Origin of the sequence: Micromonospora sp. NPDC023633, from assembly GCF_040640035.1 — a bacterium.
GTDB lineage: Bacteria > Actinomycetota > Actinomycetes > Mycobacteriales > Micromonosporaceae > Micromonospora.
On the sequence record NZ_JBFABB010000108.1, the window covers coordinates 1 to 23,619 of the forward strand.

The window sequence follows — 23,619 nt, forward strand, 5'->3', positions numbered from 1 at the left end:
GTCCGGGCCCGCGCCGCCCGGCCCCAGGAACTGCACTGCGACGCCGGGCAGCCCGGCGGCCAGCTCCGGGCCGAGGCCGGCCGGGTCCCGGGCGTCGTAGACGAACGCGTCGGGGCGGGCCAGCCGGACGAACTCGGTCACCTCCCGCCGGGAGGTGACCGGGGCGATCCACATCGTCCGGCAGCCCAGCAGGTGCAGGGCGAGCTGCACCAGCGGCCCCTCCACCGGGTTGCCGAGCGCGAGCAGCACCGCGTGCCCCGGCCGTACGCCGTGCCCGCGCAGCGCCGCCGCCAGCCCGCGCACCTGCGCGGCGACGTCGGCGTAGCTGAGCCGGCGTCCGTCCCCGACCAGCGCCTCCCGGTCGCCGAAGCCCGCGAACAGCTCCAGCGCCCGGTGCACGTAGCCGGCCCGTCGCTCCGGTCGGTCGGTCATCCGACAGCCCCCTCGCGCAGAAGTGTGGCCGTGCCCCGGGCAGCCCGGGACGGCCGGCGGCCGGGCGACCGCACCGCCGCCGTCCGTGAGCGTAGGTACCACCGGCTGTCACCGGACAGAGCCTGAACGGCGCTCCGGACGGACCGGAGGACATTTGATCACGTCGATCAGGTTGATTGACGGTCGCGAAACGGGGCGGCTAGGTTTCTGGACCATCGTCCAGGCGGTGCCGTCAGTGGATGGCCCTGGGCTGCCAACGATGGAGGTTCAATGTCGACCCCGAAGAGATGGCATGTCATCGCGTCCGCGGCCACCCTGCTCGTCGCCGGCACCCCGGCGATGGTGGCCAGCGCCGGCCCGTCGGACGCCGAGGCGTTCCGCCACCAGCGGGCGGTCTGGGCCGGCAGCTGGGCGGCCGCGGTCACCCGGGGCAACGCGACCGGCCTGACCAACAACGGCCTCAACGACCAGAGCGTCCGGATGGTCGTGCACACCACGGTGGGCGGACCGCAGTTCCGGGTGCGACTGAGCAACATGTACGGCGAGCAGGCCGTCAAGGTCGGCCGCGCCACCGTCGCGAAGCCGAACACCGCGACCCCCGACGACCTGTCCGACATCGACACCTCGACCCTGCGGACGCTGACCTTCGGCGGCGCCACCTCGGCCACCATGAACCGGGGCGCCGAGCTGGTCAGCGACCCCGTCGCGCTGCCGGTCGGCGACCAGCAGGACCTGGTGCTGACGGTGCACTTCCCGACCCCGACCGGGCCGGTGACCTTCCACGGCCAGTCCCGGCAGACCAACTTCATCGGCGCCACGGACCTCACCTCCGCCGCCGGAGGGGCCGGGTTCACGATCCGGCCCAACTGCTGCTGGTTCTTCCTGTCCGGCATCGACGTGCAGCGCCGGCACAGCCCCGGCTCGGTGGTGGTCTTCGGCGACTCCATCGCCGACGGCAACGGCAGCACCGTCAACGCCAACAAGCGCTGGCCCGACCTGCTCGCCGACCGGCTCCTCGACGCCCGCCCGGACGTCCGCACCCCGGGCGTGCTCAACCTCAGCCTCGCCGGCAACCGGCTCAACCACGAGGGCCCCGAGCCCGGGGCGGGCGGCTTCCCCGGTTACCACGAACTCGGCCCCAACGCCCTGGCCCGGCTCGACGAGGACGTCTTCGCGCAGACCGACGCCCGGACCGTGATCACCCACCTCGGCATCAACGACATCTGGATGTCGGGCGACTCCGCCGAGCAGATCATCGCCTCGCTGCGGCAGGTCAACCAGCAGGTGAAGGCGCGCGGCCTGCGCAGCCTGGTGTCGACGCTCACCCCGTACGAGGGGCACGGCAACCCGGGGGTCTGGACGCCCGAGAAGGAGGCCACCCGGCAGGCCGTGAACGCGTACCTGCGCGGCAGCGACGAGTTCGACGGGCTGCTCGACTTCGACCGGGTGCTGCGCGATCCGGCGCAGCCGAGCCGACTGCTGCCCGCGTACGACTCGGGGGACCACATCCACCCGAACGACGCCGGCAACCAGGCGCTGGCGGACGCCGTGCCGCTGCGACTGCTGGGCCTGTGACCTCGGCGCGGGCGGCGGGCGATCCCGCCGCCCGCCGCACCGTCGATGGGGGAGACCGCACGAGGATGGACGTCACCCAGCTGCTGACCCGGCTCTACAGCGACGAGGGCCGGCAGGACCCGTACCCCTGCTACGCCGCCCTGCACGCTCTGGGACCGGTCAGCCCGGTGCCGGCGCGCGCCGAGCACCGCTCGGTCGACGCCGTCGCCGTCGGCTACGACCTGGTCAGCCAGGTGCTGCGCGACCCGCAGTGGTACAAGCAGGCCCCGCCGGGCTGGCAGGAGCAGGAGGTGCTGCGCACCCTGCAGACCTCGATGATGTTCGTCAACCCGCCGGAGCACACCCGGATGCGGGCGGTGTTCGCGAAGACGTTCACGCCGCGCCGGCTGGGCGCGCTGGAGCCGACCGTGCACCGGGTCGTCGACGGGCTGCTGGACCGGATGGCCGACGCCGGGGACGCCGCCCTCGACTTCGTCGCGGAGTTCGCGTACCCGCTGCCGGCCCTGGTGATGGCGGAGTTCATCGGCATTCCCGCCGGGGAGCTGGACTTCTACCGGCAGCGGGTGGAGCGGATCGACGACTTCCTGGACGTGGCGGGCAAGACCCCGCAACGCCTCGCCGCCGCCAACACCGCCGCCGCCGAGCTGCGGGACTTCTACGCGGAGCTGATCGCGCACCGGCGCCGGCGGCCGGCTGAGGACCTGATCAGCGCGCTGGTGGAGGCGGTCGACTCCGGCGACGTGGAGCTGACCGCCGACGAGCTGGTCAGCAACCTGATCGTGCTGTTCAACGCCGCCTTCGTCACCACCGTCTACATGTTCGGCAACGGGCTGCCGCTGCTGCTGGCCCACCCCGACGTGGCCGCCGCGCTGCCCGGCGACGACGCGCTGACCCGGGGCGCGGTCGACGAGATCCTGCGGCTGGAGGCCCCCGTGCACTTCCTGGCCCGGGCCGCGCCCCGCGACACCGAGGTCGGCGGGGTGCCGGTCGGGCGGGACCGCAACGTGCTGCTGATCCTCGCCGCCGCCAACCGCGACCCGGCCCGCTTTTCCGATCCGGACCGCTTCGACCCGCGCCGGAGCGGACCGCCGTCGCTGGCCTTCGGCGCCGGCCTGCACTTCTGCCTCGGCGCCGCGGTGTCCCGGCTGGAGGGCCGGCTCGCGCTGCCCAGGCTGCTGGCCCGCTTCCCCGGGCTCACCGTCGCCGAGGCGCCGACGTACAGCGGCAGCCTCTTCCTGCGCGGCGTCGACAAGCTGGCCGTGCACACCCGAGGAGGGCCCGCGTGAGTGTCCATCCGCAGGTGGCGGCATACCGGGCCGCCCGCGAGGCGGCCGGCACCCCGCCGCTCTACACCCAGACCCTGGCCGAGGCCCGCGCCGCCGACCTCGCCGCGATCCGCGCCGGCGGCGGCGCGGTCGAGCCGGTGCACGAGGTACGCGACACGAGCGTGCCCGGCCCGGCGGGCGACCTGCCGGTGCGGATCCACCGACCGGCGGGGGAGGGGCCACTGCCCACCCTCGTCTACTTCTTCGGCGGCGGCTGGACGCTGGGCAGCGTCGACACCGCCGACGGCATCTGCCGGCGGCTGGCGAACGCGGTGCCCTGCCAGGTGGTCACCGTCGGCTACCGGCTGGCCCCGGAGCACCCCTTCCCCGCCGCCGTGCACGACTGCCACGCGGCCACGCGGTGGTTCGCCACGCACCCGGAGGAGTTCGGCGTCGACCCGCGGCGCGTGGCGGTCGGCGGCGACAGCGCCGGCGGTAACCTCGCCGCCGCCGTCACCCTGCTGGCCCGCGAGCGCGGCGGGCCCCGGCTCGCCGCCCAGCTGCTGGTGTACCCGAACACCGACCAGACCGGCGAACCCGACGGCGACGGCGAGGACCCGCTGCTGTTCAACCGCCGCTCGGTCGCCTGGTACCGGGGCCACTACCTCGCCGACCCCGCCGACGCGCGGCACCCGTTGGCGTCGCCGCTGCTCGCCGCGGACCTGACCGGCCTGCCGCCGGCGCTGGTGATCACCGCCGAGCACGACCCGCTGCGTGCCGAGGGGGAGCGGTACGCGCAGCGGCTGCGCGACGCCGGGGTGCCCACCACCCACACCCGGTACGCGGGCATGATCCACGGCTTCTTCGCCATGCCCGGGGCGTTCGACGACGGCCGGCGCGCCCAGGACCAGGCCGCCGCGTTCCTGCGCGGTCGGTTCGGTGCGACGGGCGACGGCGCGGCGGCCACCGGTGCGACGGGCGACGGCGCGGCGGCCAGCGGACCGGCCGGCGGCGGGGCGACCGCCAGCGGGGCGGTGGCGGTGGGAAGGGAGACTGGCGATGGTTGAGGGCGTGCTGCCGAAGTCGGACCTGCCGGTGGCGGAGCCGTCGCCGGCCAGCCTGGCCGACTTCGCCGGGCCGGCCCGGGCGGTGCTGCCGCCCGACGTGTGGGACTACGTCGACGGCGGCAGCGGCGCCGAGACCACGCTCGCCGCCAACCGCCGCGCGCTGGACCGGGTGGCCATGCTGCCCCGGGTGCTGCGCGGCGTGCACACTCCCCGCACCGAGGCGCGGCTGCTCGGCACCTCGTACGCGATGCCGGTGGCCGTGGCGCCGATGGCGTACCAACGGCTGGTGCACCCCGACGGGGAGCTGGCGCTGGCCGCCGCCGCGGGCGCGGCCGGCGTGCCGTACGTGGCGAGCACCCTGAGCAGCGTGCCCATCGAGCAGATCGCGCAGACCGGCGCCACGGTCTGGTTCCAGCTCTACTGGCTGCGCGACCGGGGTCTGGTCGCCGACCTGCTGGAGCGGGCGCACGCGGCGGGCTGCACCGCGCTGACGGTCACAGTGGACGTGCCGATCCTCGGCCCGCGGCGGCGCGACGTGCGCAACGCGTTCGCCATCCCGCCGCACGTCGTGGCGGCCAACCTGCCGGCCGGCCGGGACGACCTCGCGCACACCGCCACCCCCGGGGTCTCCGCCATCGCCGCGCACACCGGCGATGTCTTCGCGCCCGCGCTGACCTGGGCGGACCTGGAGTGGCTGCGCGGCCGTACCGCCCTGCCGCTGGTGGTGAAGGGCGTGCTGGACCCGCGCGACGCGGAGCTGGCGGTGGCCGCCGGCGCGGACGCCGTGGTGGTCTCCAACCACGGCGGCCGGCAGCTCGACGGCGCGCCGGCCACCGCCACCGTGCTGCCGGAGGTGGTGGCGGCGGTGGCCGACCGGTGCGAGGTGCTGCTGGACAGCGGCGTGCGCGACGGCGTCGACGTGCTGCGCGCGCTCGCCCTCGGCGCGCGCGGCGTCCTGGTCGGGCGACCGATGCTGTGGGCGCTCGCGGCCGGCGGCCGGGCCGGGGCGCGGACGGCGCTGGCGCTGCTGGCCGGCGAGTTCCGCGACGCCCTGGCGCTGGCCGGCTGCGCCGATGCGGAGGCCGCCCGCGAGCTGCGCGTGCTGAGGGAGGGCTGAGCGGTGGCCGATACGGTGGACCTGCACGTCGCCGACCTGCACCCGGCGGTCGACGATCCCGCGCTGAACTCCATGAACTTCCTCAACGAGGTGGCCCAGCACTACCCCGACGCGGTGTCGCTGGCGGCCGGCCGGCCGTACGAGGAGTTCTTCGACGTCGCGGCGCTGCACCGGCACCTGGAGACGTTCCGCCGGCACCTGGCCGACGACCTCGGGCAGAGCCCCGCACAGGTGCACCGGACGCTGTTCCAGTACGGCCGCACCAAGGGCATCGCGCACCACCTCGTCGCCCGCAACCTCGCCGTCGACGAGGGCGTCACGGTCGACCCGGAGGCGATCGTGGTGACCGTCGGCTGCCAGGAGGCGATGTTCCTGGTGCTGCGGGCGCTGCGGGCCGACCCGCGCGACGTGCTGCTCGCCGTCGCGCCGACGTACGTGGGGCTGACCGGCGCCGCCCGGCTGCTGGACCTGCCGGTGCGGCCGGTGCGGGGCGGCCCGGCCGGCATCGACCTCGCCGACCTGCGCGAGCAGGTGCGCCTGGCCCGGGCGGCGGGGCTGCGCCCACGCGCCTGCTACGTGATGCCGGACTTCGCCAACCCGTCCGGGACCAGCATCGGCCTGGCCGACCGGCGGCGGCTGCTCGACCTGGCCGCCGAGGAGGACCTGCTGCTGCTGGAGGACAACCCGTACGGTCTCTTCCCCGCCGGGGACGCCGGGCGGCTGCCCACGCTCAAGGCGCTGGACACCGCGCGGCGGGTGGTCTACCTGGGCTCGTTCGCCAAGACGGTGCTGCCCGGCGCCCGGGTGGGCTACGTGGTCGCCGACCAGCGCGTCGCCGGCGCCGACGGCACGGTGGGCCTGCTCGCCGATCAGCTCGCCAAGATCAAGAGCATGGTCACGGTGAACACCTCGGCGATCGCCCAGGCGGTGGTCGGCGGGGCGCTGCTGGAGCACGGGTGCAGCCTCGTGGCGGCCACCGTCCGGGAACGGGCCGCGTACGGCCGCAACCTGCGCCACCTGGTCGACGGCCTGGCCCGGCGCTTCCCGGCGGAGACCTCGCCGGTGCGGTGGACCGTGCCGGCCGGCGGGTTCTTCGTCGTGGTCACCGTGCCGTTCGCCGTCGACGACGCCCTGCTGCACCGCTCCGCCCGCGAGTACGGGCTGCTCTGGACGCCGATGGCGCACTTCTACGACGACGGCGCCCCGGTCGACGCGCTGCGGCTGTCGGTCAGCGCGGTCACCCCGGAGCAGATCGACCTCGGGCTGGACCGGCTGGCCGCGCTGGTCGCCGACGAGACGGCCCGACGGGCGGCGACCGCCGGCGTGGGATGACACACCGCGTTCACCGCACGGCAAAGCGCGACTGCCCGTGTTCCGCCGTCCTGGGTGGACACTCATAATGGACGCCATGGTCGCCTGGGAGTACGCGTTGCTGGTCCGCCGTTATCAGGGGCAGGGCCGCAACTTCCATGTCAGCTTCATCTGGTACGGCCCGGACGGGTCGCGCCGGGACATCACCGCGTACGGCGACACGGCGATCGCGCACCTCAACCGGGCCGGCCGGGAGGGCTGGGAACTGGTCTCCGCCGCCGAGGACGTGAACAACGTCCAGGGCAGCACCGAGGTGCACCGCTACCACCTGAAGCGGCCCGTCGCCTGAGGCCCGGCCCGTCCCCTTCTGCCCGCCGCCCCGGGTTCGGCCCCGGCTCCGACCGTCGCGGCGCCGGTTCGTGCCACGCCGCCGCCCGTCGGCGGCGTGCCGGGCGCGCGGCGGCTGTTGCTAGCGTTTCCTCCCGCCGCCGCTGACCGGTCGCCCGCCCGGGGTACCGGCGCCGCGCGGCGGGAGGAGGAGCCGTGTCGGGAGGAGGAGCCGTGTCGGCAGCAGGAGACGCGGCGCGGCCGGCGGCCGGGTCACCCCGGTTCGTCGTCGGCGTCGACTTCGGCACCCTCTCCGGCCGGGCGGTCGTGGTCGACGTCGCCGACGGCACCGTGCGGGGCGAGGCCGTCCACGCGTACCGGCACGGGGTGATCACCGAGCGGCTGCCCGACGGGACGCCGCTGCCGCCGGACTGGGCGTTGCAGCACCCCGACGACCACCGCGAGGTGCTCCGCGTCGCGGTGCCCGCCGCGCTGCGCGCCGCCGGGGTCCGGCCCGAGGACGTGTGCGGCGTCGGCGTCGACGCCACCTCCTGCACGATGCTGCCCACCCTCGCCGACGGCACACCGCTCTGCGAGCTGCCCGACCTGGCCGGCCGGCCGCACGCGTACCCGAAGCTGTGGAAGCACCACGCCGCCCAGCGGCAGGCCGCCCGGATCAACGACGTCGCCGCCGCGCGCGGCGAGCGCTGGCTGCCCCGCTACGGCGGCCGGGTCTCCGCCGAGTGGCAGCTCGCCAAGGCGCTGGAGGTGCTGGAGGAGGACCCGGCGGTCTTCGACCGGGCGGAGCGGTTCATCGAGGCCGCGGACTGGCTGGTCTGGCAGCTCTGCGGCCGGGAGACCCGCAACGTCTCCGCCGCGGGCTACAAGGGGCTGCGGCAGGACGGGCGGTACCCGTCGGCGGAGTTCCTGCGCGCCCTGCACCCCCGCCTCGACGGGTTGCTGCCCCGCGTCGACGGCCCGTTCGTGCCGGCGGGCGCCCGGGCCGGCGGGCTGACCGCCGCAGCCGCCGCGTGGACCGGGCTGCCGGTCGGGACCGCCGTCGCGGCGGGCGCCATCGACGCGCACGTCACCGCCGCCGCGGCCCGCGCGGTCGAGCCCGGCCGGATGCTCGCGGTGCTCGGCACCTCCACCTGCCTGATCATGAACGCGCAGACGTACCGCGAGGTGCCCGGCGTCTGCGGCGTGGTCGACGGCGGCGTCACCACCGGGGCGTGGGGCTACGAGGCGGGACAGAGCGGGGTCGGCGACATCTTCGCCTGGTACGCCCGCAACGCCCTGCCGGCCGGCTACGCCGACGAGGCGCGCCGCCGGGGGCTGAGCCCGTACGAGCTGCTGGACACCCTCGCCGCGGACCAGCCGGTGGGCGGGCACGGGCTGCTGGCCCTGGACTGGCACAGCGGCAACCGCTCGGTGCTGATGGACCACGAGCTGAGCGGCGTGCTCGTCGGACTGACCCTGGCTACCCGGCCGGAGGAGATCTGGCGGGCGCTGCTGGAGGCCACCGCCTTCGGCGCCCGGACCGTCGTCGACGCGTTCACCGCCGCCGGGGTGGCCGTCGACGAGCTGACCGTGGCCGGCGGGCTGACCCGCAACCGGCTGCTGCTGCGGATCTACGCCGACGTGCTCGGCCGGCCGCTGCACGTCGTCGACTCCGCGCACCCGGCGGCGCTGGGCGCGGCCATCCACGCGGCGGTCGCCGCCGGGGCGTACCCGGACGTGCCGGCCGCCTCGGCGGCGATGGGCGCCGCCCGGCGCGAGACCTGGCACCCCGACCCGGCCCGGGCGGCGGCCTACGACGAGCTGTACGCCGAGTACCGCGCCCTGCACGACCACTTCGGCCGGGGCGGCACCGACGTCCTGCACCGCCTCCGCGCCCTCCGCCACCGCCCCCACTGACGCTCCCCGAGCCCTCAGCCCCCCGGCGCGTCGATCTTGCAGTTGTGGTGGGCCGCATACCGGCATCAGAGCGGATGAACGGGGCACCAGAACTGGATGATCGACGCCGGCCCGTGGCGGGCGGCGGGGGAGGGTGGGGACAGGGACGCCCCCGCTCGGTCGGGCCGGGCGGGGGCGTCGGGGTGGGGCGGTCAGCCGAGGTCGACGGCCGGGTAGAGCGGGAAGCCGGTCAGCAGGTCGCTGGCCTGCTTGCCGACCCGGTCGGCGACGGCCGGGTCGAGGACGTACTTGGCCTTGGACGGGGTTCCGTCCGGGTTCGCGCCCGGCTTGGTCTGGCTGAGCACGGTGTGGATCAGCTCGGCCGTCTCGTCCATCTGCGCGGTGCCCAGCCCCCGGCTGGTCAGCGCCGGGGTGCCGACCCGGATGCCCGAGGTGTACCAGGCGCCGTTCGGGTCCTGGGGCACGGAGTTGCGGTTGGTGACGATGCCCGAGTCGAGCAGCGCCTGCTCGGCCTGCCGGCCGGTCAGCCCGTAGCCGGAGACGTCGATCAGCACCAGGTGGTTGTCGGTGCCGCCGGTGACCAGCTTGCCGCCGCGCCGCAGCAGCCCCTCGGCGAGCGCCTGGGCGTTGTCGACGATCCGCTGGGCGTAGTCGGCGAAGTCGGGGCGGCGGGCCTCGGCGAGGGCGACGGCCTTGGCGGCCATCACGTGCGGCAGCGGGCCGCCGAGCACCATCGGGCAGCCCCGGTCGACCTGGTCGGCCAGCTCGGGCTGGCAGAGCACCATGCCGCCGCGCGGACCGCGCAGCGACTTGTGCGTGGTGGTGGTGACGATGTGCGCGTGCGGCACCGGGTCGAAGTCGCCGGTGAAGACCTTCCCGGCGACCAGGCCCGCGAAGTGCGCCATGTCGACCATGAAGGTGGCGCCGACGGAGTCGGCGATCTCCCGCATGATCCGGAAGTTGACCTTCCGCGGGTACGCCGAGTAGCCGGCGACCAGGATCAGCGGCTTGAACTCACGGGCCGCCTCGGCGACCTTGTCGTAGTCCACGAGGCCGGTGACCGGGTCGGTGCCGTAGCTGCGCTGGTCGAACATCTTGCCGGAGATGTTCGGCCGGAACCCGTGGGTGAGGTGGCCGCCGGCGTCCAGCGACATGCCGAGCATCCGCTGGTTGCCCAGCTCCCGGCGCAGCGCGAACCAGTCCGCCTCGGTGAGGTCGTTGACCTGCCGCACCTGGGCCTTCTTCAGCGCGGGCGACTCGACGCGGTCGGCCAGGATCGCCCAGAACGCGACCAGGTTGGCGTCGATCCCGGAGTGCGGCTGCACGTACGCGTGGGCGGCGCCGAACAGCTCCCGGGCGTGCTCGGCGGCGAGCGCCTCGACGGTGTCGACGTTCTGGCAGCCCGCGTAGAAGCGGCGGCCGACGGTGCCCTCGGCGTACTTGTCGCTGAACCAGTTTCCCATGGTCAGCAGGGTCGCGGGGGAGGCGTAGTTCTCGCTGGCGATGAGCTTGAGCGACTCGCGCTGGTCGGCGAGCTCGGCGCCGATGGCGTCGGCCACCCGCGGCTCGACGGCGCGGATCACCTCGAGGGCGCTGCGGAAGGCGGTGGATTCGGCGTTCAGCGACATGCGACCTCCAGTGACGTGCGGAAGGCCCAGGCGCTCGGCATGCGTCCTCGTGACGGGACCGCTTCCCGATGGTTCTCCATCCCAACGCGCCAGTCACGGCCCGTGCCGATCCTACCGGGTCGGCCCCGGCGGTTCCCGGCCCACCTCGACCCGGCGGTGCCCACCGGCGGGTCGAGGTGGGCGGGCGCTGCGCAACGAGCTGAAGGACAGCGGGGTGACGGTGACCTCGCTGATGCCGGGGCCGACCGACACGGAGTTCTTCACCCGTGCCGAGATGGAGGACACCCGGGTCGGCTCGGGGCGTAAGGACGACCCGCGCACCGTGGCCGAGCAGGGCTTCGCGGCGATGCTGCGGGGCGCCAGACGGTGACCGCGGGCTCGCTGCTCAACAGGGTGCAGACCGCCGCCGGCAAGATCGTCCCGGACAAGCTCAAGGCGGCGCAGCACCGCAGGATGGCCGAGCCGGGTTCGGGCACCTGAGCCCGTCGCGGCGCCGGCGGAAGGCCGCGGGACCGGCGAAAAGCGGTGCCCGTCTCGCGGCCGGGCGCGTCGCTGCCTAGGATCAGCGGCATGGCGGGGGAGGACGGCGAGGGCGGCAGCCTGCTCGCCATCAGCGACCTGCACGTCGGTCACCGGGGCAACCGGGAGGTGGTCGAGGGGCTGCGCCCCACCTCGCCGCGGGACTGGCTGCTGGTCGCCGGGGACGTGGGCGACACCGTGGCCGACGTCGAGTGGGCCCTCGGCCTGCTCAGCCGCCGGTTCGCGAAGGTGATCTGGGTGCCGGGCAACCACGAGCTGTGGACGCCGCCGGCCGACCCGGTGGCGCTGCGCGGCACCGCGCGCTACGCGTACCTGGTGGACGTCTGCCGGCGGTTGGGCGTGCTGACCCCGGAGGACCCGTACCCGGTGTGGCGGGGGGCGGGCGGGCCGGTGCTGGTGGCGCCGCTGTTCCTGCTCTACGACCACAGCTGGCGACCGGACGGCTTCGACACCCCCGAGGCGGCGCTGGCCGAGGCGTACCGGGTGGGGGTGGTGTGCACCGACGAGTTCCTGCTGCACCCCGACCCGTACCCGAGCCGGTCCGCGTGGTGCGCCGCCCGGGTCGCCGAGACCGCGCGCCGGCTCGCCGAGCGGGAGCCCGGGCTGCCGACGGTGCTGGTCAACCACTGGCCGCTGCTGCGCGAGCCGACCCGGGTGCTGCGCTACCCGATCTTCGCCCAGTGGTGCGGCACCGAGTCCACCGCCGACTGGCACCTGCGCTTCGACGCCGCCGCCGTGGTCTACGGTCACCTGCACATTCCCCGCACCACCTGGCACGACGGGGTGCGGTTCGAGGAGGTCTCGGTGGGCTACCCGCGGGAGTGGCGGCCCCGGGCCGCGCCCCCGGCGCTGCGGCGGATCCTGCCCGCGCCCCCGGGCACGACGACGGGCCCCGGCGCACCGGGGCCCGTGACATCCCGTCCGCTCAGGCCGTCACCGCGTCCAGCGACTTCTTGATCGCCTTCGGGTCGGTCGGCTTGCGCGGCGCGTCCGCGCGCAGCGCGATCATCCGCTCGCCGATCTCCTGGAGCTGCTTACGGCCGAGCGCCTCGCGCACCTTGGGGAACCACTCCTGCTCCTCCTCCTCGACGTGGTGCAGGACGTTCTCGATCAGCACCGTGGTCTTGGCGTTGAAGCGCTCGTCGCCGGCGTCCATGGTGAACAGCTCGGCGCAGAGCACGTCGGCGACGTGGTGCTCCTCGTACGACTCGAGGATGTCGTCCTCCAGGTCGGGCAGGAGCTTGCGGACCTCGGGGTACATCACCTCGTTCTCGAGGTAGGTGTGCACGGTGAGGGCTTCCAGGATCTCGTTCACCAGCTTCTGCCGCCGCGCCGCCGGACCCTCCTCGGCGTCCTGGAAGGCCTTGAACAGGCGGCGCATCTCCTTGTGGTCCTCTTTCAACAGGACGATGGCATCGGTGGACACCGTTGACCTCCTCGCTCGTCTGACACCTCCTCCCGTACCCCCGGTGTGAGCAGCGAAAACGGGTGGGGCCCGGCGGATCACCGCCGGGCCCCACCACTGGTCGTGCCGTGCTGTTACTTCACCACGTTGTACGCGTTGACCATGCCGGCGCCGTAGAAGCCGTTGTGCTGGCCGCCGGAGCAGGTCGCGTCGTAGGCGTTCGGACCGGCCGCGATCAGCGGCACCGGGTTGTAGACGCCGCCGGGGCAGGAGATCGCCTCGGCGGTGCTGCCCAGGAAGGCCGACAGCTGGCCGGGGCTCATGCCCGGGTGCGCCGACAGGGCCAGGGCGGCCACGCCAGTCGCGTGCGGCGAGGACATCGAGGTGCCCTGCTTGTAGCCCCAGCCGTTGGTCTTCGTGGTGGTGTTGTAGGTGGTGGACAGGATGCCGTCGGTGAGGGTCGAGCTGCGGCCCTGGGTGCGGAAACGGGTGTCGCCGCCCGGCGCCGTCACGTCGACCGTGCCCTGGCCGTACGAGGAGTAGTAGCTCTTCTCCCCGGTCGGGCCGACCGCCGACACCGTCACCACGCCCGGCGCCTCGGCCGGCAGGTCGAGGCAGGCGTTGGTGAGGTCCTCGCGGACCTCGGGCGTCCCGTTGTTCGGGCTGCCCGTGTCGGTGAGCTTGTGGGCGAGATCGAAGTTCGAGTTACCGGCGGACGCGACGTGCAGCACGCCCTTGCTCTGCGAGTAACGCAGTGCCCGCTGGACCGCCTTCCACACCGGACGCTGGCGCGCGTCGTTGCGGCAGTTCAGCTCCCACGGGTCGATGTAGTAGCTGTTGTTGGTCAGCTGCATGCCCTGCTCGGCGGCCCACATGAACCCGCAGACCGCAGCCTCCGGGAAGATGTAGCCGTCGTCGTTGACGACCTTGACGGCGGCCACCTTGACGCCCGGGGCGACACCGGTCACGCCGACGCCGTTGACGGCGGCGGCGATGGTGCCGGCCACGTGGGTGCCGTGGTCGGAGGTGGTCGGGTTCCAGGCGGACTCGGTGGTGTCGGAGACCCCACCGAGGCAGGACGTGCTCTTGTTCTTCGCGATCTGGCTGGCCAGGTCGGGGTGGCTGGAGGAGATGCCGCTGTCCAGCACGCCCACCACCACGTCGGCGCGGCCGGCGTTGACGGCGTGGGCCTGCGGGACGTCGATCATCGGCATGTCCCACTGCTGACCGAAGAGGGGCTCCTTGGTCGGGTCGGCGGTCGTGTTGGCCGCCTCGGCCGCGGAGACCTCCAGGGTCTCGCCCTCCTCGAGGGCGGTGCCCAGGCCGGCGGTGGACGCCACCGAGTCGACGCCCGCGCCCGCCACGTCCGTGACGAAGTCGGGGTTGGTCGACCGGACGACGAGCACGCCGATCTGGTCGTAGCTGGCCACCACGGTGCCGTTGGCGGCGGCCACGCGGGCGGCCGCCTGGTCGGTCTTGGCGCCCTGCGGGGCGAGCACCAGGAACGTGGTGTCCGGGCCGGCGGCCGACGCCGCCGGGGCCACCCCGCCGGCGACGGCGAGGCCGACGCCGAGCGTCACGGCGGACGCGGCAGCCAGTGTCTTGCGACGGAGGTTCTTCACACAGACTCCCAGGGGCTGTTTCCAGCCGGGGTACGCCCCCTGGCGGGGAGCGACCGGCGGGAGGCGGGCGGGATGCCCTCCTCCGATCCACCAGCGTAGGAGCGGCCTGTGGCGTTACACACATCCGTTCGGTCAGACAGGAAGTGTCAGACGGTCGCCAGGGTGTGCGGGATCTCGTCGAGCAGTTCCCGGGCGAGGAAGCCGATCCGGCCGAACCGGGGGACCAGCCGCTGGCCGCTCACCGCGTGGGCGAACGCCGCCCAGCACGCGGCCTGCGCCGGCTCCGCGCCCCGCGACAGCAGCCCGGCCAGCAGGCCGGCGCGGACGTCCCCGCTGCCGGAGGTGCCCAGGCCGGCGTCGCCGCTCTCCTCCCGCCAGCTCCGGCCGTCGGGGGTGGCGATGTGGCCGTAGAGCGAGACCACCGCGTCGTACCGGCGGGCCAGCTCGGTCGCCTCGGCGTCCAGGTCGTCGCCGGGATCCCGGCCGATCAGGTGCCGGGCCTCGGTGAGGTTGGGGGTGAGCACCGCCGGCCGGCCGGACCCGACCAGCAGGTCCGGGGCGTGGCTGAGGGCCCCCAGGGCGTACGCGTCCAGCACCAGTGACGTCTCGGGGCCGGCCGCGTCGAGCACCAGGCGCAGCAGGCGGCCGGTCTCCTCGATGTCCTTGAGCCCCGGTCCGAGGGCCACCACGTCCGCCTCCGCCACCAGGTCGCCCAGCAGCTCGCCGGGCCGGCCCGCAACCGCGCCCTCGGTGGTCTCCGGCAGCCCCACCACCAGCGCCTCGGGCACCTGGATGCTCAGCGCGGCGGCGGTGGACTCGGCGGCGGCGAGCTGGAGCACGCCGGCCCCGGCCCGCAACGCGGCCACACCGGCGAGCAGCACCGCACCGGGGGTGAACCGCGAGCCGCCGACCACCAGCACCGTGCCCCGGGCCTCCTTGCCGCCGGTCGGCACGGGCAGCGTCCAGTCCCGCAGCAGCCCGGGCGTGATCACCCGGGTGTCAGACCGGTTCGGCATGGACCTCGTCCTCCCTGGTCGGTCGGGCGCCCTGCTCCCGCAGGTGGCCGACGTCGTTGAACACGTCCGGGGTCAGCCGGCCGTCGGTGCCGGCGGACCAGCCGGTGATCGAGCAGTTGGCGATGACCTGCTCGCGGGTCAGCGCCATCAGCTCCGCCTCGGTGAGCCCCTCCACCAGGTAACGGGTCAGGAAGACCAGGGCGTCGTGGCCGAACAGCAGCACGCGCCGGCCCTCGTGGTCGCGGCGCAGGTCGCCGAGGAGGGCGCGCAGGCGCAGCGCCACGTCGGTCCAGGACTCCCCGCCCGGCGGGCGGTAGTAGAACTTGCCGAGCCGGTCGCGGCGCGCCGCCTCCTCCGGGTGGCGCCGACGCACCCCCTGCCCGGTCAGCCCGTCCAGGATGCCCAACTCCCGGTCGCGCAGCCGTTCGTCGCGGCTGAGCGGGATGCCGGTGCCGGCCAGGGCCAGCTCGGCGGTCCGCACCGCCCGCAGGTACGGCGACACCACCGCCACGTCCGGCCGGCGGGCCTCGGGCAGTCCGGCCAGCCACCGCGCGGTGGCCCGGGCCTGCTCCTCCCCGGTCGGGCTCAACGGCACGTCCGCGTCGCGGTGGGTCAGGTCGATCAGTTCGGCGCCCGACGCCTCCGCCGCCGTGGCCGCCACGTTCGCCGTGCTCTCGCCGTGCCGGACGATCCAGAGCGTCGCCAGTTCCGCCATGCCGCAACCCCTACCCGCAAGCCCGCCCCGGGTAACCGCGCCCGCGACCGGTGTCGTTCGGCCCGGGGCAGCGGACGGAGACGGTGCGCCGGGCCGTGCCGGGGTGCCGATTCCGTACCCGGCCCGGCGCGCCGCTCACCGTCGGCGGTCCGGCGTGGGGCGGGCGACCTCGCAGACCTCCCGCCGGATCTCCTCCAGCCGGTCCGCCAGCTCCCGCGGCCGGCTCAGGGCCACCGGGTGCCCGCCGTCCATCTCGTCCGGGGTGATCCCCAGCCGGTCGGACACCAGCTTGCGCAGGAAGTCGATGGGGAAGAAGCGGTCACCCCGGCAGAGCAGCGCCCGGGTCGGCACGTCCGGCCAGGCGGCGAGCGGCCAGGGCTTCTCGAACGGCGTCCCCGACTGGTCCCGGGCGTTCGCCGTGGCCTCCTCGACCAGCCGGGGCGGCAGCTCGTGGAAGAAGACGACGCCGGGGTCCTCGTCCTGCTCCGGCGTCCAGCCTTCGCGTTCGGCCTGGATCCGTCGGGCCTGCGCGTAGCCGGTGCCGCTCCACCACTCGCCCGGCGACTCGCCGGGGAAGGGCACCATCGGGGTCAGCAGCACGAGCAGGTCCGCGTGGACCCGGTCGCACACCAGCGGACCGGTGAACGCGCCGAACGACTGGGCCACGACCACCAGGTCCGTACGGTCCCCGACGGCCCGGACGGCGGCGTCGGTGTACTCCGCCAGCCCCGCCGAGTCGTCGTCGCACGGCAGGTCGACCGCCACCACGTCGTGCCCCCGGTCTCGCAACTGCTCCGCCAGCAGGTGCCAGTACCAGGGCCCGCTGCCCGCAGGCGGGATCAACACGTAGGTCGCCACTGTCAGTGATCCTCCATGCCTGCGGATTGGTCGATGGCCCGCGCGGGCCATCCGTCGCGGCGCCGGGTCCCGTGGCGTCGGTCGTCGTACCGGTCGTGGTGCCGCCACCACTGCTGCGGATACTGCAGCCCCTCCTCCTGCCGGCCCAACGCCGTCAGGTCGAGGTAGTTGTAGGTGTTGATCAATGCGTCGCCGCCCCGGGAGAAGGCCGAGTAGGTGTGGAAGACGTCCGCCCCGTCGCGGAGGAACACGCTCAGCCCGGAGCATTCCGCATCGTCCCTGGTGGCCCCGAAGTCGGCATTGAAGTCCCCACCGAAGGACGAGAACCAGGGAACAGTCCACCCCATCCGCCGCCGGAACGGCTCGATCCTGGTCAGCGGCGCCCGGGACACCAGTACCAGGCTGGTGTCCCGCGCGTGCAGGTGAGCCGGGTGGCCGAGGTTGTCGACCTGTAGGGAGCAGCCCACGCAACCCTCGTCCCAGTCGGGGTGGAACATGAAGTGCCGGACGATGAGCTGGCGACGACCGTCGAACAGACTCGGCAGATCCACCGGGCCGTCCGGGGAGTGGAAGACGTACTCCTTGTCGATGCGGACCGCCGGTAGCCGACGCCGCTGAGCGCTCAACGCGTCGCGTGCCCGGGTGAGCTCCTTCTCACTGACGAGCAGTTCCGCACGGGCCGCCTCCCACTCGTCTCGGCTGACAACTCTCGGCTGGGTCATGCTGTCTCTCCTACCTTCGTCCATCCGGCGACGTCAGCGTCGCGCCGCACCGCCGGCCACCCCATTGAGACGGCGGGGCGCGTAAGAACTCATCGCCGCCGCCAGCCGTCAACGGGTCATCGGCAGCCCGAAGGCCGGAAAGACGCGGGGAGGGAACGCGGTGACCTCCACGACCTCGCCAGCCTCGATGCGGAGCACGTCGAGGCCCAGCGCGTGGTAGCGGGGTCGGCCAGGCTCACGCACGTAGCAGGCGACGGCGGGCTGGCGGTTGGCCCGGGTGGGCACGTGACACCAGTCCTTCCAGGCGGTGGGCCCGACCAGCGCGGGCGCCCAGCACTCGATGATCGCGTCCCGTCCCTCATACCAGGTCGGTTTGGGCGGCATGGTGAAGCGGGCGTCCTCGCGCAGCAACGCCGCCAGCGCCGTCAGGTCGGCGCTTTCGGTCGCCGCCACGTACCGCTGGAGCACCGCCCGTTCCTCGGCGCTCGGGTCGGTCGCCGCCCGCCACTCCGTCCGCCGTTCGGGCAGGCGCTGCCGGAGGGTGGCGCGCGCCCGTTGCAGGGCGCTGTTGACCGCGGCGACCGTGCCGTCGAGCAGCGCGGCGGTGTCCGCCGCCGGCCAGCCGAGCACGTCGCGCAGGATGAGCACCGCCCGTTGCCGGGGCGGCAGGTGCTGGATCGCGGCGAGGAACGCCAGCTCGATGGTCTCCTTGGCCACCAGTGCCGCGTCCGGCTCGACGCCGGGCGGGGCGGGCGGATCGAGCAATCGGTCCGGATAGGGCTGGAGCCAGGGGATTTCCGCCTGCGGCAACCAGGCCCGGCCGGGCCCGGGGACCCGGGATGACGTCGGCGCGACGAGCGGAACCGGCTGCCGCTGGCGGCGGTCGAGGAAGTCGAGACAGGCGTTGGTGGCGATCCGGTAGAGCCAGGCCCGCACGGTGGAACGGCCCTGGAAGCTCTCCCGGCTGCGCCAGGCCCGCAGGAACGTCTCCTGCACGAGATCCTCGGCGTCGTCGAACGACCCGAGCATCCGGTAGCAGTGCACCTGCAACTCCCGCCGGTGCCGGTCGGTCAGCTCCGCGAAGGTCTGCTCGTCGCCCGACCGAAGGGCCGCACCGGCCGCGGTCCCCCCGCTCCCGCCCGATCCCGCGTCACCTTCGCCCACGAACCGTCTCCCCCCGTCCCGGTCACCGAATTATCGACGCACCGTAACCCACCGGTAGGACGACCGACGACCGACGGAGTCGTCGCCGGCGTCCAATTCCGGCCCGGGGCGTCGACCAGGTCCGCCGGGGCGCCCCGCGCCCGGGGCGTAATCGGGACGGGGCCGGGTAAGCGCTGCCTCCATCGATCACCGAGACGGGGAGGTGCGCCGTGGCCACCATGGTCAGGGAGCCGGCGAGCCCGGTGAAGGACCAGAACTACGACCTGATCCACGCGCTGCAGATGTCGTTGCAGCACATCTGGCAGCTGGAGAACTACGTCGCCGACGCCGACGCGCGGGGCGACACGGAACTGGCCACCTGGTTCCGGAAGATGCAGGAGAACAACCGCAAGGCGGGCGAGCAGGGCAAGAAGATGCTCCTGGCGCGTCTTCAGGAGGAGATGAGCTGAGTTGGCACCGTCGGCGGTCGGGCGGCCGGAGACGGGCCGCCCGGCCGCCGCGCGTACGGCCGCCGGGTGCCGGCGACGCCATCTGGAGCCGGCAGCCGGCCGAGGTGTCGGCGCGCGGGGCCGTGACGGGGCGTGCCGGCCGACCGGGCGGGTTACGGTGTCAGGCGTGGCGACGCCGGCCGAGGAGATCCAGGTGGGGGAGCGGCTGGTGCGCGTCTCCAGCCCCGACAAGCCGTACTTCCCGGAACTCGGGCTGACCAAGCTGGACGTCGTGCGCTACTTCCTCGCCGTCGGCGACGGCATCCTGCGCGCCCTGCGGGACCGGCCGACCATGCTGGAACGGTGGCCGCGCGGCGTCTTCGACGGCGCGAGGATCGGCACCCGGCAGGACAACCGGGGCGACGCCTTCTACCAGAAGCGGCTGCCGGCGGGGGCGCCCGAGTGGGTGCGCACCGCCCACATCACCTTCCCGAGCGGGCGCACGGCCGACGAGGTTGCGCCGAGCGAGCTGGCGGTGGTGATCTGGGCGGCCAACCTCGGCACCCTGCGCTTCCATCCGTGGCCGGTCTCCGCCGGCGACGTCGAGCGGCCCGACCAGCTGCGGATCGACCTGGACCCGATGCCGGGCGTGGACTTCGACCAGGTGGTGCCGGTGGCCCACGAGGTGCGCGCGTTCCTCGCCGAGCTGGGCCTGACCGGCCACCCGAAGACCACCGGCGGGCGGGGCCTGCACGTCTACCTGTCCATCGAGCCCCGGTGGAGCTTCGGCGACTGCCGCCGGGCGGTGCTGGCGCTGGGCCGGGAGATGCAGCGGCGGCTGCCGGAACTGGTCACCACCACCTGGTGGCGGGAGCAGCGGGACCGACCGGTCTTCATCGACTACAACCAGATGTCCCGGGACCACACGATGGCCTCGGCGTACTCGATCCGCCCCACGCCGCGCGCGCTGGTCTCCGCGCCGCTGGACTGGTCGGAGCTGGACGACGCCCGGCCGGAGGACTTCGCCGTCACCACGATGCCCGCCCGGTTCGCCGAGCACGGCGACCCGCACGCGGGGCTCGACGACCGGCGGTTCTCCCTGGAGCCGCTGCTGGAGCTGGCCGACCGGGAAGGGCTGGAGGCCCCGCCGGAACGCTGAGCCCGGTCGGTCGCCGCAGGCCCGGCCGGGGCCCGCCGGAAGGGCGGAGCGCCGGCTCACTCCCACGGGTTGCGTTCGCCGTCGAACTCCTCGAAGACCAGCCAGGTGCGGGTGGAGAGCACGCCGGCGATGCCCTGCACCCGGCCCAGCACCACGTCCCGCAGGGTCGCGTTGTCCGGCGCCCGGACCAGGGCGAGGACGTCGTGGTCGCCGCCGAGCAGGGCGGCGTGCTCGATGTAGCGGACCCGCGCCAACTCCGCCGACACCTCCCGCCAGGTGTTCTGCTCGATCTTCAACGCGATGTACGCCGAGGTGCCCAGCCCCGCCGCCTCGGGGGCGACCTGGGCCCGGAAGCCGGTGATCACCCCGTCGCGCAGCAGCCGCTCCACCCGCGCGTACGCGTTGGTGCGGGAGATGTGGATCCGCTCGGCGAGGGTGCGCACCGAGGTGCGGCCGTCGCGGACCAGCTCGTCGAGGATCCGCCGGTCGACGTCGTCGAGCGGTCGCGCCGAACGTCCCGTTCCGCCCGCCGGCTCCGCTCCGCCCCCGGACTCCTGGCTCATCTCGTTGCCCGTCCCATGCCATCCGTCCCGCGTTTGTGCTGGATCTTGAGTCAATCATCCGACAGCAGGAGCATAGGCCCACCACACGTCCAGGAGGTCCCGCCGTGACGACCACACCCGAGGCGGTCCGCAGGGCATCCCCGCGCAGCCGCCGGGCGGCCACCCCGCCCGATCCGGCCAAGCCGCTGCTCCCGGCCACCGAGCCCGTCCGCCTGCTCGATCCGAGCGGCAAACCGCTGCGCGCCCCCGCCGACTACCCCGAGCCGCCCGTCGAGGCGCTCGTCGAGATGTACCGGCGGATGGTCGTCGGCCGCCGCTTCGACGTCCAGGCCACCGCCCTGACCAAGCAGGGCCGGCTGGCGGTCTACCCGTCCTCGCGCGGCCAGGAGGCCTGCCAGGTGGGTGCCGTCCTCGCCCTGCGCGACACGGACTGGGTCTTCCCGACCTACCGGGAGTCGATGGCCCTGGTCTCCCGGGGCATCGACCCGGTCGAGGTGCTGACCCTGCTGCGCGGGGACTGGCACTGCGGATACGACGCCGCCGCCCGGCACACCGCCCCGCAGTGCACCCCGCTGGCGACCCAGTGCGTGCACGCCGCCGGGCTGGCCTACGGCGAGGCGTACCAGGGGCGGGACACCGTCGCGCTGGCGTTCATCGGCGACGGGGCGACCAGCGAGGGCGACTTCCACGAGGGCGTCAACTTCGCCGCCGTGTTCAAGGCCCCCGTCGTCTACTTCCTGCAGAACAACCGGTACGCCATCAGCGTCCCGCTCTCCCGGCAGACCGCCGCGCCGTCGCTGGCGTACAAGGGCGTCGGCTACGGCGTGCCCAGCGAGCAGGTGGACGGCAACGACCCGGTGGCCGTGCTCGCGGTGCTCACCCGCGCGGTGGAGCACGCCCGCGCGGGCAGGGGTCCGTTCCTGGTCGAGGCGCACACCTACCGGATGGAGGCGCACACCAACGCCGACGACGCGAGCCGCTACCGCGACGGCGCCGAGGTCGAGGCGTGGCGGGACCGGGACCCGGTGGCCCGGCTGGAGACGTACCTGCGGGCCCGCGGCGCGCTCGACGACGCCGCCGTCGCCGCGGTCGCCGAGGAGGCCGAGGCGTACGCCGCCGACCTGCGCACCCGCATGAACGCGCAGCCGACGGTAGACCCGATGAGCCTCTTCGACCACGTCTACGCCGAGCCCACCCCGCAGCTGGTCGAGCAGCGCGAGCAGGTCCGCGCCGAGCTGGCCGCCGCCCAGGACGAGGAGGGTGAGCGCTGATGGCCGCCCTGACCATGGCGAAGGCGCTCAACGCCGCGCTCGCCGACGCGATGCTCGACGACGAGCGGGTGGTCGTCTTCGGCGAGGACGTCGGAGCGCTCGGCGGCGTCTTCCGGATCACCGACGGCCTGCAGGCCCGCTTCGGCGACAAGCGCTGCTTCGACACCCCGCTCGCCGAGGCCGGCATCGTCGGCTTCGCCGTCGGCATGGCCATGTCCGGGCTGCGCCCGGTGGTCGAGATGCAGTTCGACGCGTTCGCATACCCGGCGTTCGAGCAGATCGCCTCGCACGTGGCGAAGCTGCGCAACCGCACCCGGGGCGCGCTCAGCGTGCCGATCGTCATCCGGGTGCCCTACGCCGGCGGCATCGGCGGGGTCGAGCACCACTGCGACTCCAGCGAGGCGTACTACGCGCACACCCCAGGCCTGAAGGTCGTCACGCCGGCGACGGTGCAGGACGCGTACTCGCTGCTGCGCCAGGCGATCGACGACCCCGACCCGGTCGTGTTCATGGAGCCGAAGAAGCTCTACTTCTCCAGCGGCGAGGCGGAGCTTTCCGCGCCCACCGCGCCGATCGGCCGGGCGGTCGTGCGCCGCCCCGGCCGCGACGCCACCCTCGTCGCGTACGGGCCGGCGGTGCCGGTCGCGCTCGAGGCCGCCGAGGCGGCCCGCGAGGAGGGCTGGGACCTGGAGGTCGTGGACGTGCGCAGCATCGTGCCGTTCGACGACGAGACCGTCACGGCCTCGGTCCGGCGCACCGGCCGGTGCGTGGTGATCCAGGAGGCGCAGGGCTTCGCCGGGGTCGGCGCCGAGATCGCCGCCCGGGTGCAGGAGCGCTGCTTCCACGCCCTGCACGCCCCCGTGCTGCGGGTGTCCGGGCTGGACATCCCGTACCCGGCGCCGATGCTGGAGCACACCCACCTGCCGTCGGTGGACCGGGTCCTCGACACGGTGGCCCGCCTCCAGTGGGACGACCAGCCCGACGAGCGCTGGCTGAGCCGGGGGAGCGCCGCGTGACCACCGTGGACGGGGCGCAGGTCTTCCTCCTGCCCGACCTGGGTGAGGGGCTGAGCGAGGCCGAGATCGTCGAGTGGCGCGTCGCCGTGGGCGACGTGGTCACCGTGGACCAGAGCGTCGTCGAGGTGGAGACCGCCAAGGCCGTCGTCGACGTGCCCTGCCCGTACGCCGGGCGGGTCGTGGCGCTGCACGGCGCGGCGGGCGAGGTCCGCCCGGTCGGCCAGCCGCTGATCACCATCGCGCCGCTGGCCGGCGACGAGCCCGCCGGGCACGCCACCTACCGCGAGGAGGAGCGGGCCGGCTCCGGCAACGTCCTCATCGGGTACGGCACCGGCCACGGCGCCCCGGGGCGGCGGCGTCGCCGCCCTCGCCTCCTGGCCGCGCCCGAACCCACCCCGACCGGGTCACCGGCGGCACCCGCCCCGGCGGCGGCGCCCGCGGCCGGCGCGGCCGACGGGCCGCACGGCGCGGCGGCGCCCCTCGTCATCTCGCCGCTCGTGC

Annotated in this window: 23 protein-coding genes, 1 pseudogene and 1 riboswitch; of the genes and pseudogenes, 14 read left to right on the forward strand and 10 right to left on the reverse strand. The window is 74.4% G+C overall.

What is annotated here, in order from left to right:
* On the reverse strand, positions 1–432 hold a 432-nt coding region (locus AB0G13_RS26770; RefSeq protein WP_357879702.1), incomplete at its 3' end, for an AMP-binding protein.
* A gap of 297 nt (positions 433–729) precedes the next feature.
* Here AB0G13_RS26770 and AB0G13_RS26775 point away from each other — a divergent pair.
* The 7 genes and pseudogenes from AB0G13_RS26775 to AB0G13_RS26805 all read left to right on the forward strand — a co-directional run bounded on the left by AB0G13_RS26775 (position 730) and on the right by AB0G13_RS26805 (position 9,011).
* On the forward strand, positions 730–2,007 hold the full coding sequence (locus tag AB0G13_RS26775) for an SGNH/GDSL hydrolase family protein (RefSeq protein ID WP_357879764.1): 1,278 nt from the start codon (positions 730–732) through the stop codon (positions 2,005–2,007).
* A gap of 65 nt (positions 2,008–2,072) precedes the next feature.
* Complete coding sequence (locus AB0G13_RS26780) at positions 2,073–3,293, forward strand: cytochrome P450 (protein WP_357879705.1); 1,221 nt, start codon at positions 2,073–2,075, stop codon at positions 3,291–3,293.
* Positions 3,290–4,210, forward strand: a pseudogene (locus tag AB0G13_RS26785) (alpha/beta hydrolase); the annotation flags it as partial. The gene AB0G13_RS26780 and the pseudogene AB0G13_RS26785, both read left to right, overlap by 4 nt.
* A gap of 121 nt (positions 4,211–4,331) precedes the next feature.
* Positions 4,332–5,456, forward strand: a complete 1,125-nt coding sequence (locus AB0G13_RS26790; protein WP_357879708.1) for an alpha-hydroxy acid oxidase — start codon at positions 4,332–4,334, stop codon at positions 5,454–5,456.
* Between the two features lie 3 nt (positions 5,457–5,459).
* Positions 5,460–6,788, forward strand: coding sequence for a PLP-dependent aminotransferase family protein (locus tag AB0G13_RS26795; protein ID WP_357879711.1), 1,329 nt, complete (start codon positions 5,460–5,462; stop codon positions 6,786–6,788).
* A gap of 67 nt (positions 6,789–6,855) precedes the next feature.
* Positions 6,856–7,116, forward strand: coding sequence for a hypothetical protein (locus tag AB0G13_RS26800; protein WP_121398707.1), 261 nt, complete (start codon positions 6,856–6,858; stop codon positions 7,114–7,116).
* A gap of 212 nt (positions 7,117–7,328) precedes the next feature.
* Positions 7,329–9,011, forward strand: coding sequence for a ribulokinase (locus AB0G13_RS26805; RefSeq protein WP_357879715.1), 1,683 nt, complete (start codon positions 7,329–7,331; stop codon positions 9,009–9,011).
* 191 nt (positions 9,012–9,202) lie between these two features.
* On the opposite strand, the gene AB0G13_RS26810 is transcribed toward AB0G13_RS26805, so the two are convergent.
* Positions 9,203–10,639: a glycine hydroxymethyltransferase gene (locus AB0G13_RS26810; RefSeq protein WP_357879719.1), complete on the reverse strand. Its 1,437-nt coding sequence runs from the start codon at positions 10,637–10,639 to the stop codon at positions 9,203–9,205.
* 17 nt (positions 10,640–10,656) lie between these two features.
* Positions 10,657–10,746: riboswitch (ZMP/ZTP riboswitch) on the reverse strand.
* A gap of 107 nt (positions 10,747–10,853) precedes the next feature.
* On the opposite strand from AB0G13_RS26810, the gene AB0G13_RS26815 reads away from it, so the two are divergent.
* Positions 10,854–11,009 (forward strand): hypothetical protein, encoded by a 156-nt coding sequence (locus tag AB0G13_RS26815; RefSeq protein WP_357879722.1) that lies wholly within the window; start codon positions 10,854–10,856, stop codon positions 11,007–11,009.
* A 200-nt stretch (positions 11,010–11,209) separates the two neighbouring features.
* Positions 11,210–12,136 (forward strand): metallophosphoesterase, encoded by a 927-nt coding sequence (locus tag AB0G13_RS26820; RefSeq protein WP_357879725.1) that lies wholly within the window; start codon positions 11,210–11,212, stop codon positions 12,134–12,136.
* Here the strand turns inward: AB0G13_RS26820 and AB0G13_RS26825 are convergent.
* The 7 genes from AB0G13_RS26825 to AB0G13_RS26855 all read right to left on the reverse strand — a co-directional run bounded on the left by AB0G13_RS26825 (position 12,105) and on the right by AB0G13_RS26855 (position 18,681).
* The gene (locus AB0G13_RS26825) at positions 12,105–12,605 is read right to left on the reverse strand and encodes a hemerythrin domain-containing protein (RefSeq protein ID WP_132234652.1); all 501 of its coding nucleotides are present in this window, start codon (positions 12,603–12,605) and stop codon (positions 12,105–12,107) included. The genes AB0G13_RS26820 and AB0G13_RS26825 overlap by 32 nt on opposite strands.
* Positions 12,606–12,718: 113 nt before the next feature.
* On the reverse strand, positions 12,719–14,206 hold the full coding sequence (locus AB0G13_RS26830; protein WP_357879729.1) for a S8 family serine peptidase: 1,488 nt from the start codon (positions 14,204–14,206) through the stop codon (positions 12,719–12,721).
* Positions 14,207–14,352: 146 nt separating this feature from the next.
* Positions 14,353–15,222 carry an NAD(P)H-hydrate dehydratase gene (locus tag AB0G13_RS26835; protein ID WP_357879732.1) on the reverse strand — a complete coding sequence of 290 codons (870 nt, stop codon included), beginning with the start codon at positions 15,220–15,222 and terminating at the stop codon, positions 14,353–14,355.
* Positions 15,206–15,937 (reverse strand): histidine phosphatase family protein, encoded by a 732-nt coding sequence (locus AB0G13_RS26840; RefSeq protein WP_357879735.1) that lies wholly within the window; start codon positions 15,935–15,937, stop codon positions 15,206–15,208. The genes AB0G13_RS26835 and AB0G13_RS26840 overlap by 17 nt, the downstream gene beginning before the upstream one ends.
* Positions 15,938–16,072: 135 nt before the next feature.
* On the reverse strand, positions 16,073–16,795 hold the full coding sequence (locus AB0G13_RS26845) for an alpha/beta hydrolase (RefSeq protein ID WP_357879738.1): 723 nt from the start codon (positions 16,793–16,795) through the stop codon (positions 16,073–16,075).
* A 2-nt stretch (positions 16,796–16,797) separates the two neighbouring features.
* Positions 16,798–17,517 (reverse strand): DUF899 domain-containing protein, encoded by a 720-nt coding sequence (locus AB0G13_RS26850; RefSeq protein ID WP_357879741.1) that lies wholly within the window; start codon positions 17,515–17,517, stop codon positions 16,798–16,800.
* A gap of 108 nt (positions 17,518–17,625) precedes the next feature.
* Positions 17,626–18,681, reverse strand: a complete 1,056-nt coding sequence (locus tag AB0G13_RS26855) for a sigma-70 family RNA polymerase sigma factor (protein ID WP_357879744.1) — start codon at positions 18,679–18,681, stop codon at positions 17,626–17,628.
* A 218-nt stretch (positions 18,682–18,899) separates the two neighbouring features.
* Here AB0G13_RS26855 and AB0G13_RS26860 point away from each other — a divergent pair, with 218 nt between their 5' ends.
* A complete protein-coding gene (locus AB0G13_RS26860) occupies positions 18,900–19,130 on the forward strand; it encodes a hypothetical protein (protein ID WP_357879767.1) in 231 nt (76 codons plus the stop codon).
* A 166-nt stretch (positions 19,131–19,296) separates the two neighbouring features.
* Positions 19,297–20,268 carry a DNA primase small subunit domain-containing protein gene (locus AB0G13_RS26865; RefSeq protein WP_357879747.1) on the forward strand — a complete coding sequence of 324 codons (972 nt, stop codon included), beginning with the start codon at positions 19,297–19,299 and terminating at the stop codon, positions 20,266–20,268.
* Positions 20,269–20,324: 56 nt separating this feature from the next.
* Here AB0G13_RS26865 and AB0G13_RS26870 read toward each other — a convergent pair whose 3' ends face one another.
* The gene (locus tag AB0G13_RS26870) at positions 20,325–20,831 is read right to left on the reverse strand and encodes an Lrp/AsnC family transcriptional regulator (protein WP_357879751.1); all 507 of its coding nucleotides are present in this window, start codon (positions 20,829–20,831) and stop codon (positions 20,325–20,327) included.
* A gap of 104 nt (positions 20,832–20,935) precedes the next feature.
* Between AB0G13_RS26870 and pdhA the strand changes: the two genes are divergently transcribed.
* The 3 genes from pdhA to AB0G13_RS26885 all read left to right on the forward strand — a co-directional run.
* A complete protein-coding gene (gene pdhA / locus AB0G13_RS26875; protein ID WP_357879754.1) occupies positions 20,936–22,102 on the forward strand; it encodes a pyruvate dehydrogenase (acetyl-transferring) E1 component subunit alpha in 1,167 nt (388 codons plus the stop codon).
* Complete coding sequence (locus AB0G13_RS26880; RefSeq protein WP_357879757.1) at positions 22,102–23,118, forward strand: alpha-ketoacid dehydrogenase subunit beta; 1,017 nt, start codon at positions 22,102–22,104, stop codon at positions 23,116–23,118. The genes pdhA and AB0G13_RS26880 overlap by 1 nt, the downstream gene beginning before the upstream one ends.
* On the forward strand, positions 23,115–23,619 hold a 505-nt coding region (locus tag AB0G13_RS26885; RefSeq protein WP_357879760.1), incomplete at its 3' end, for a biotin/lipoyl-containing protein. The genes AB0G13_RS26880 and AB0G13_RS26885, both read left to right, overlap by 4 nt.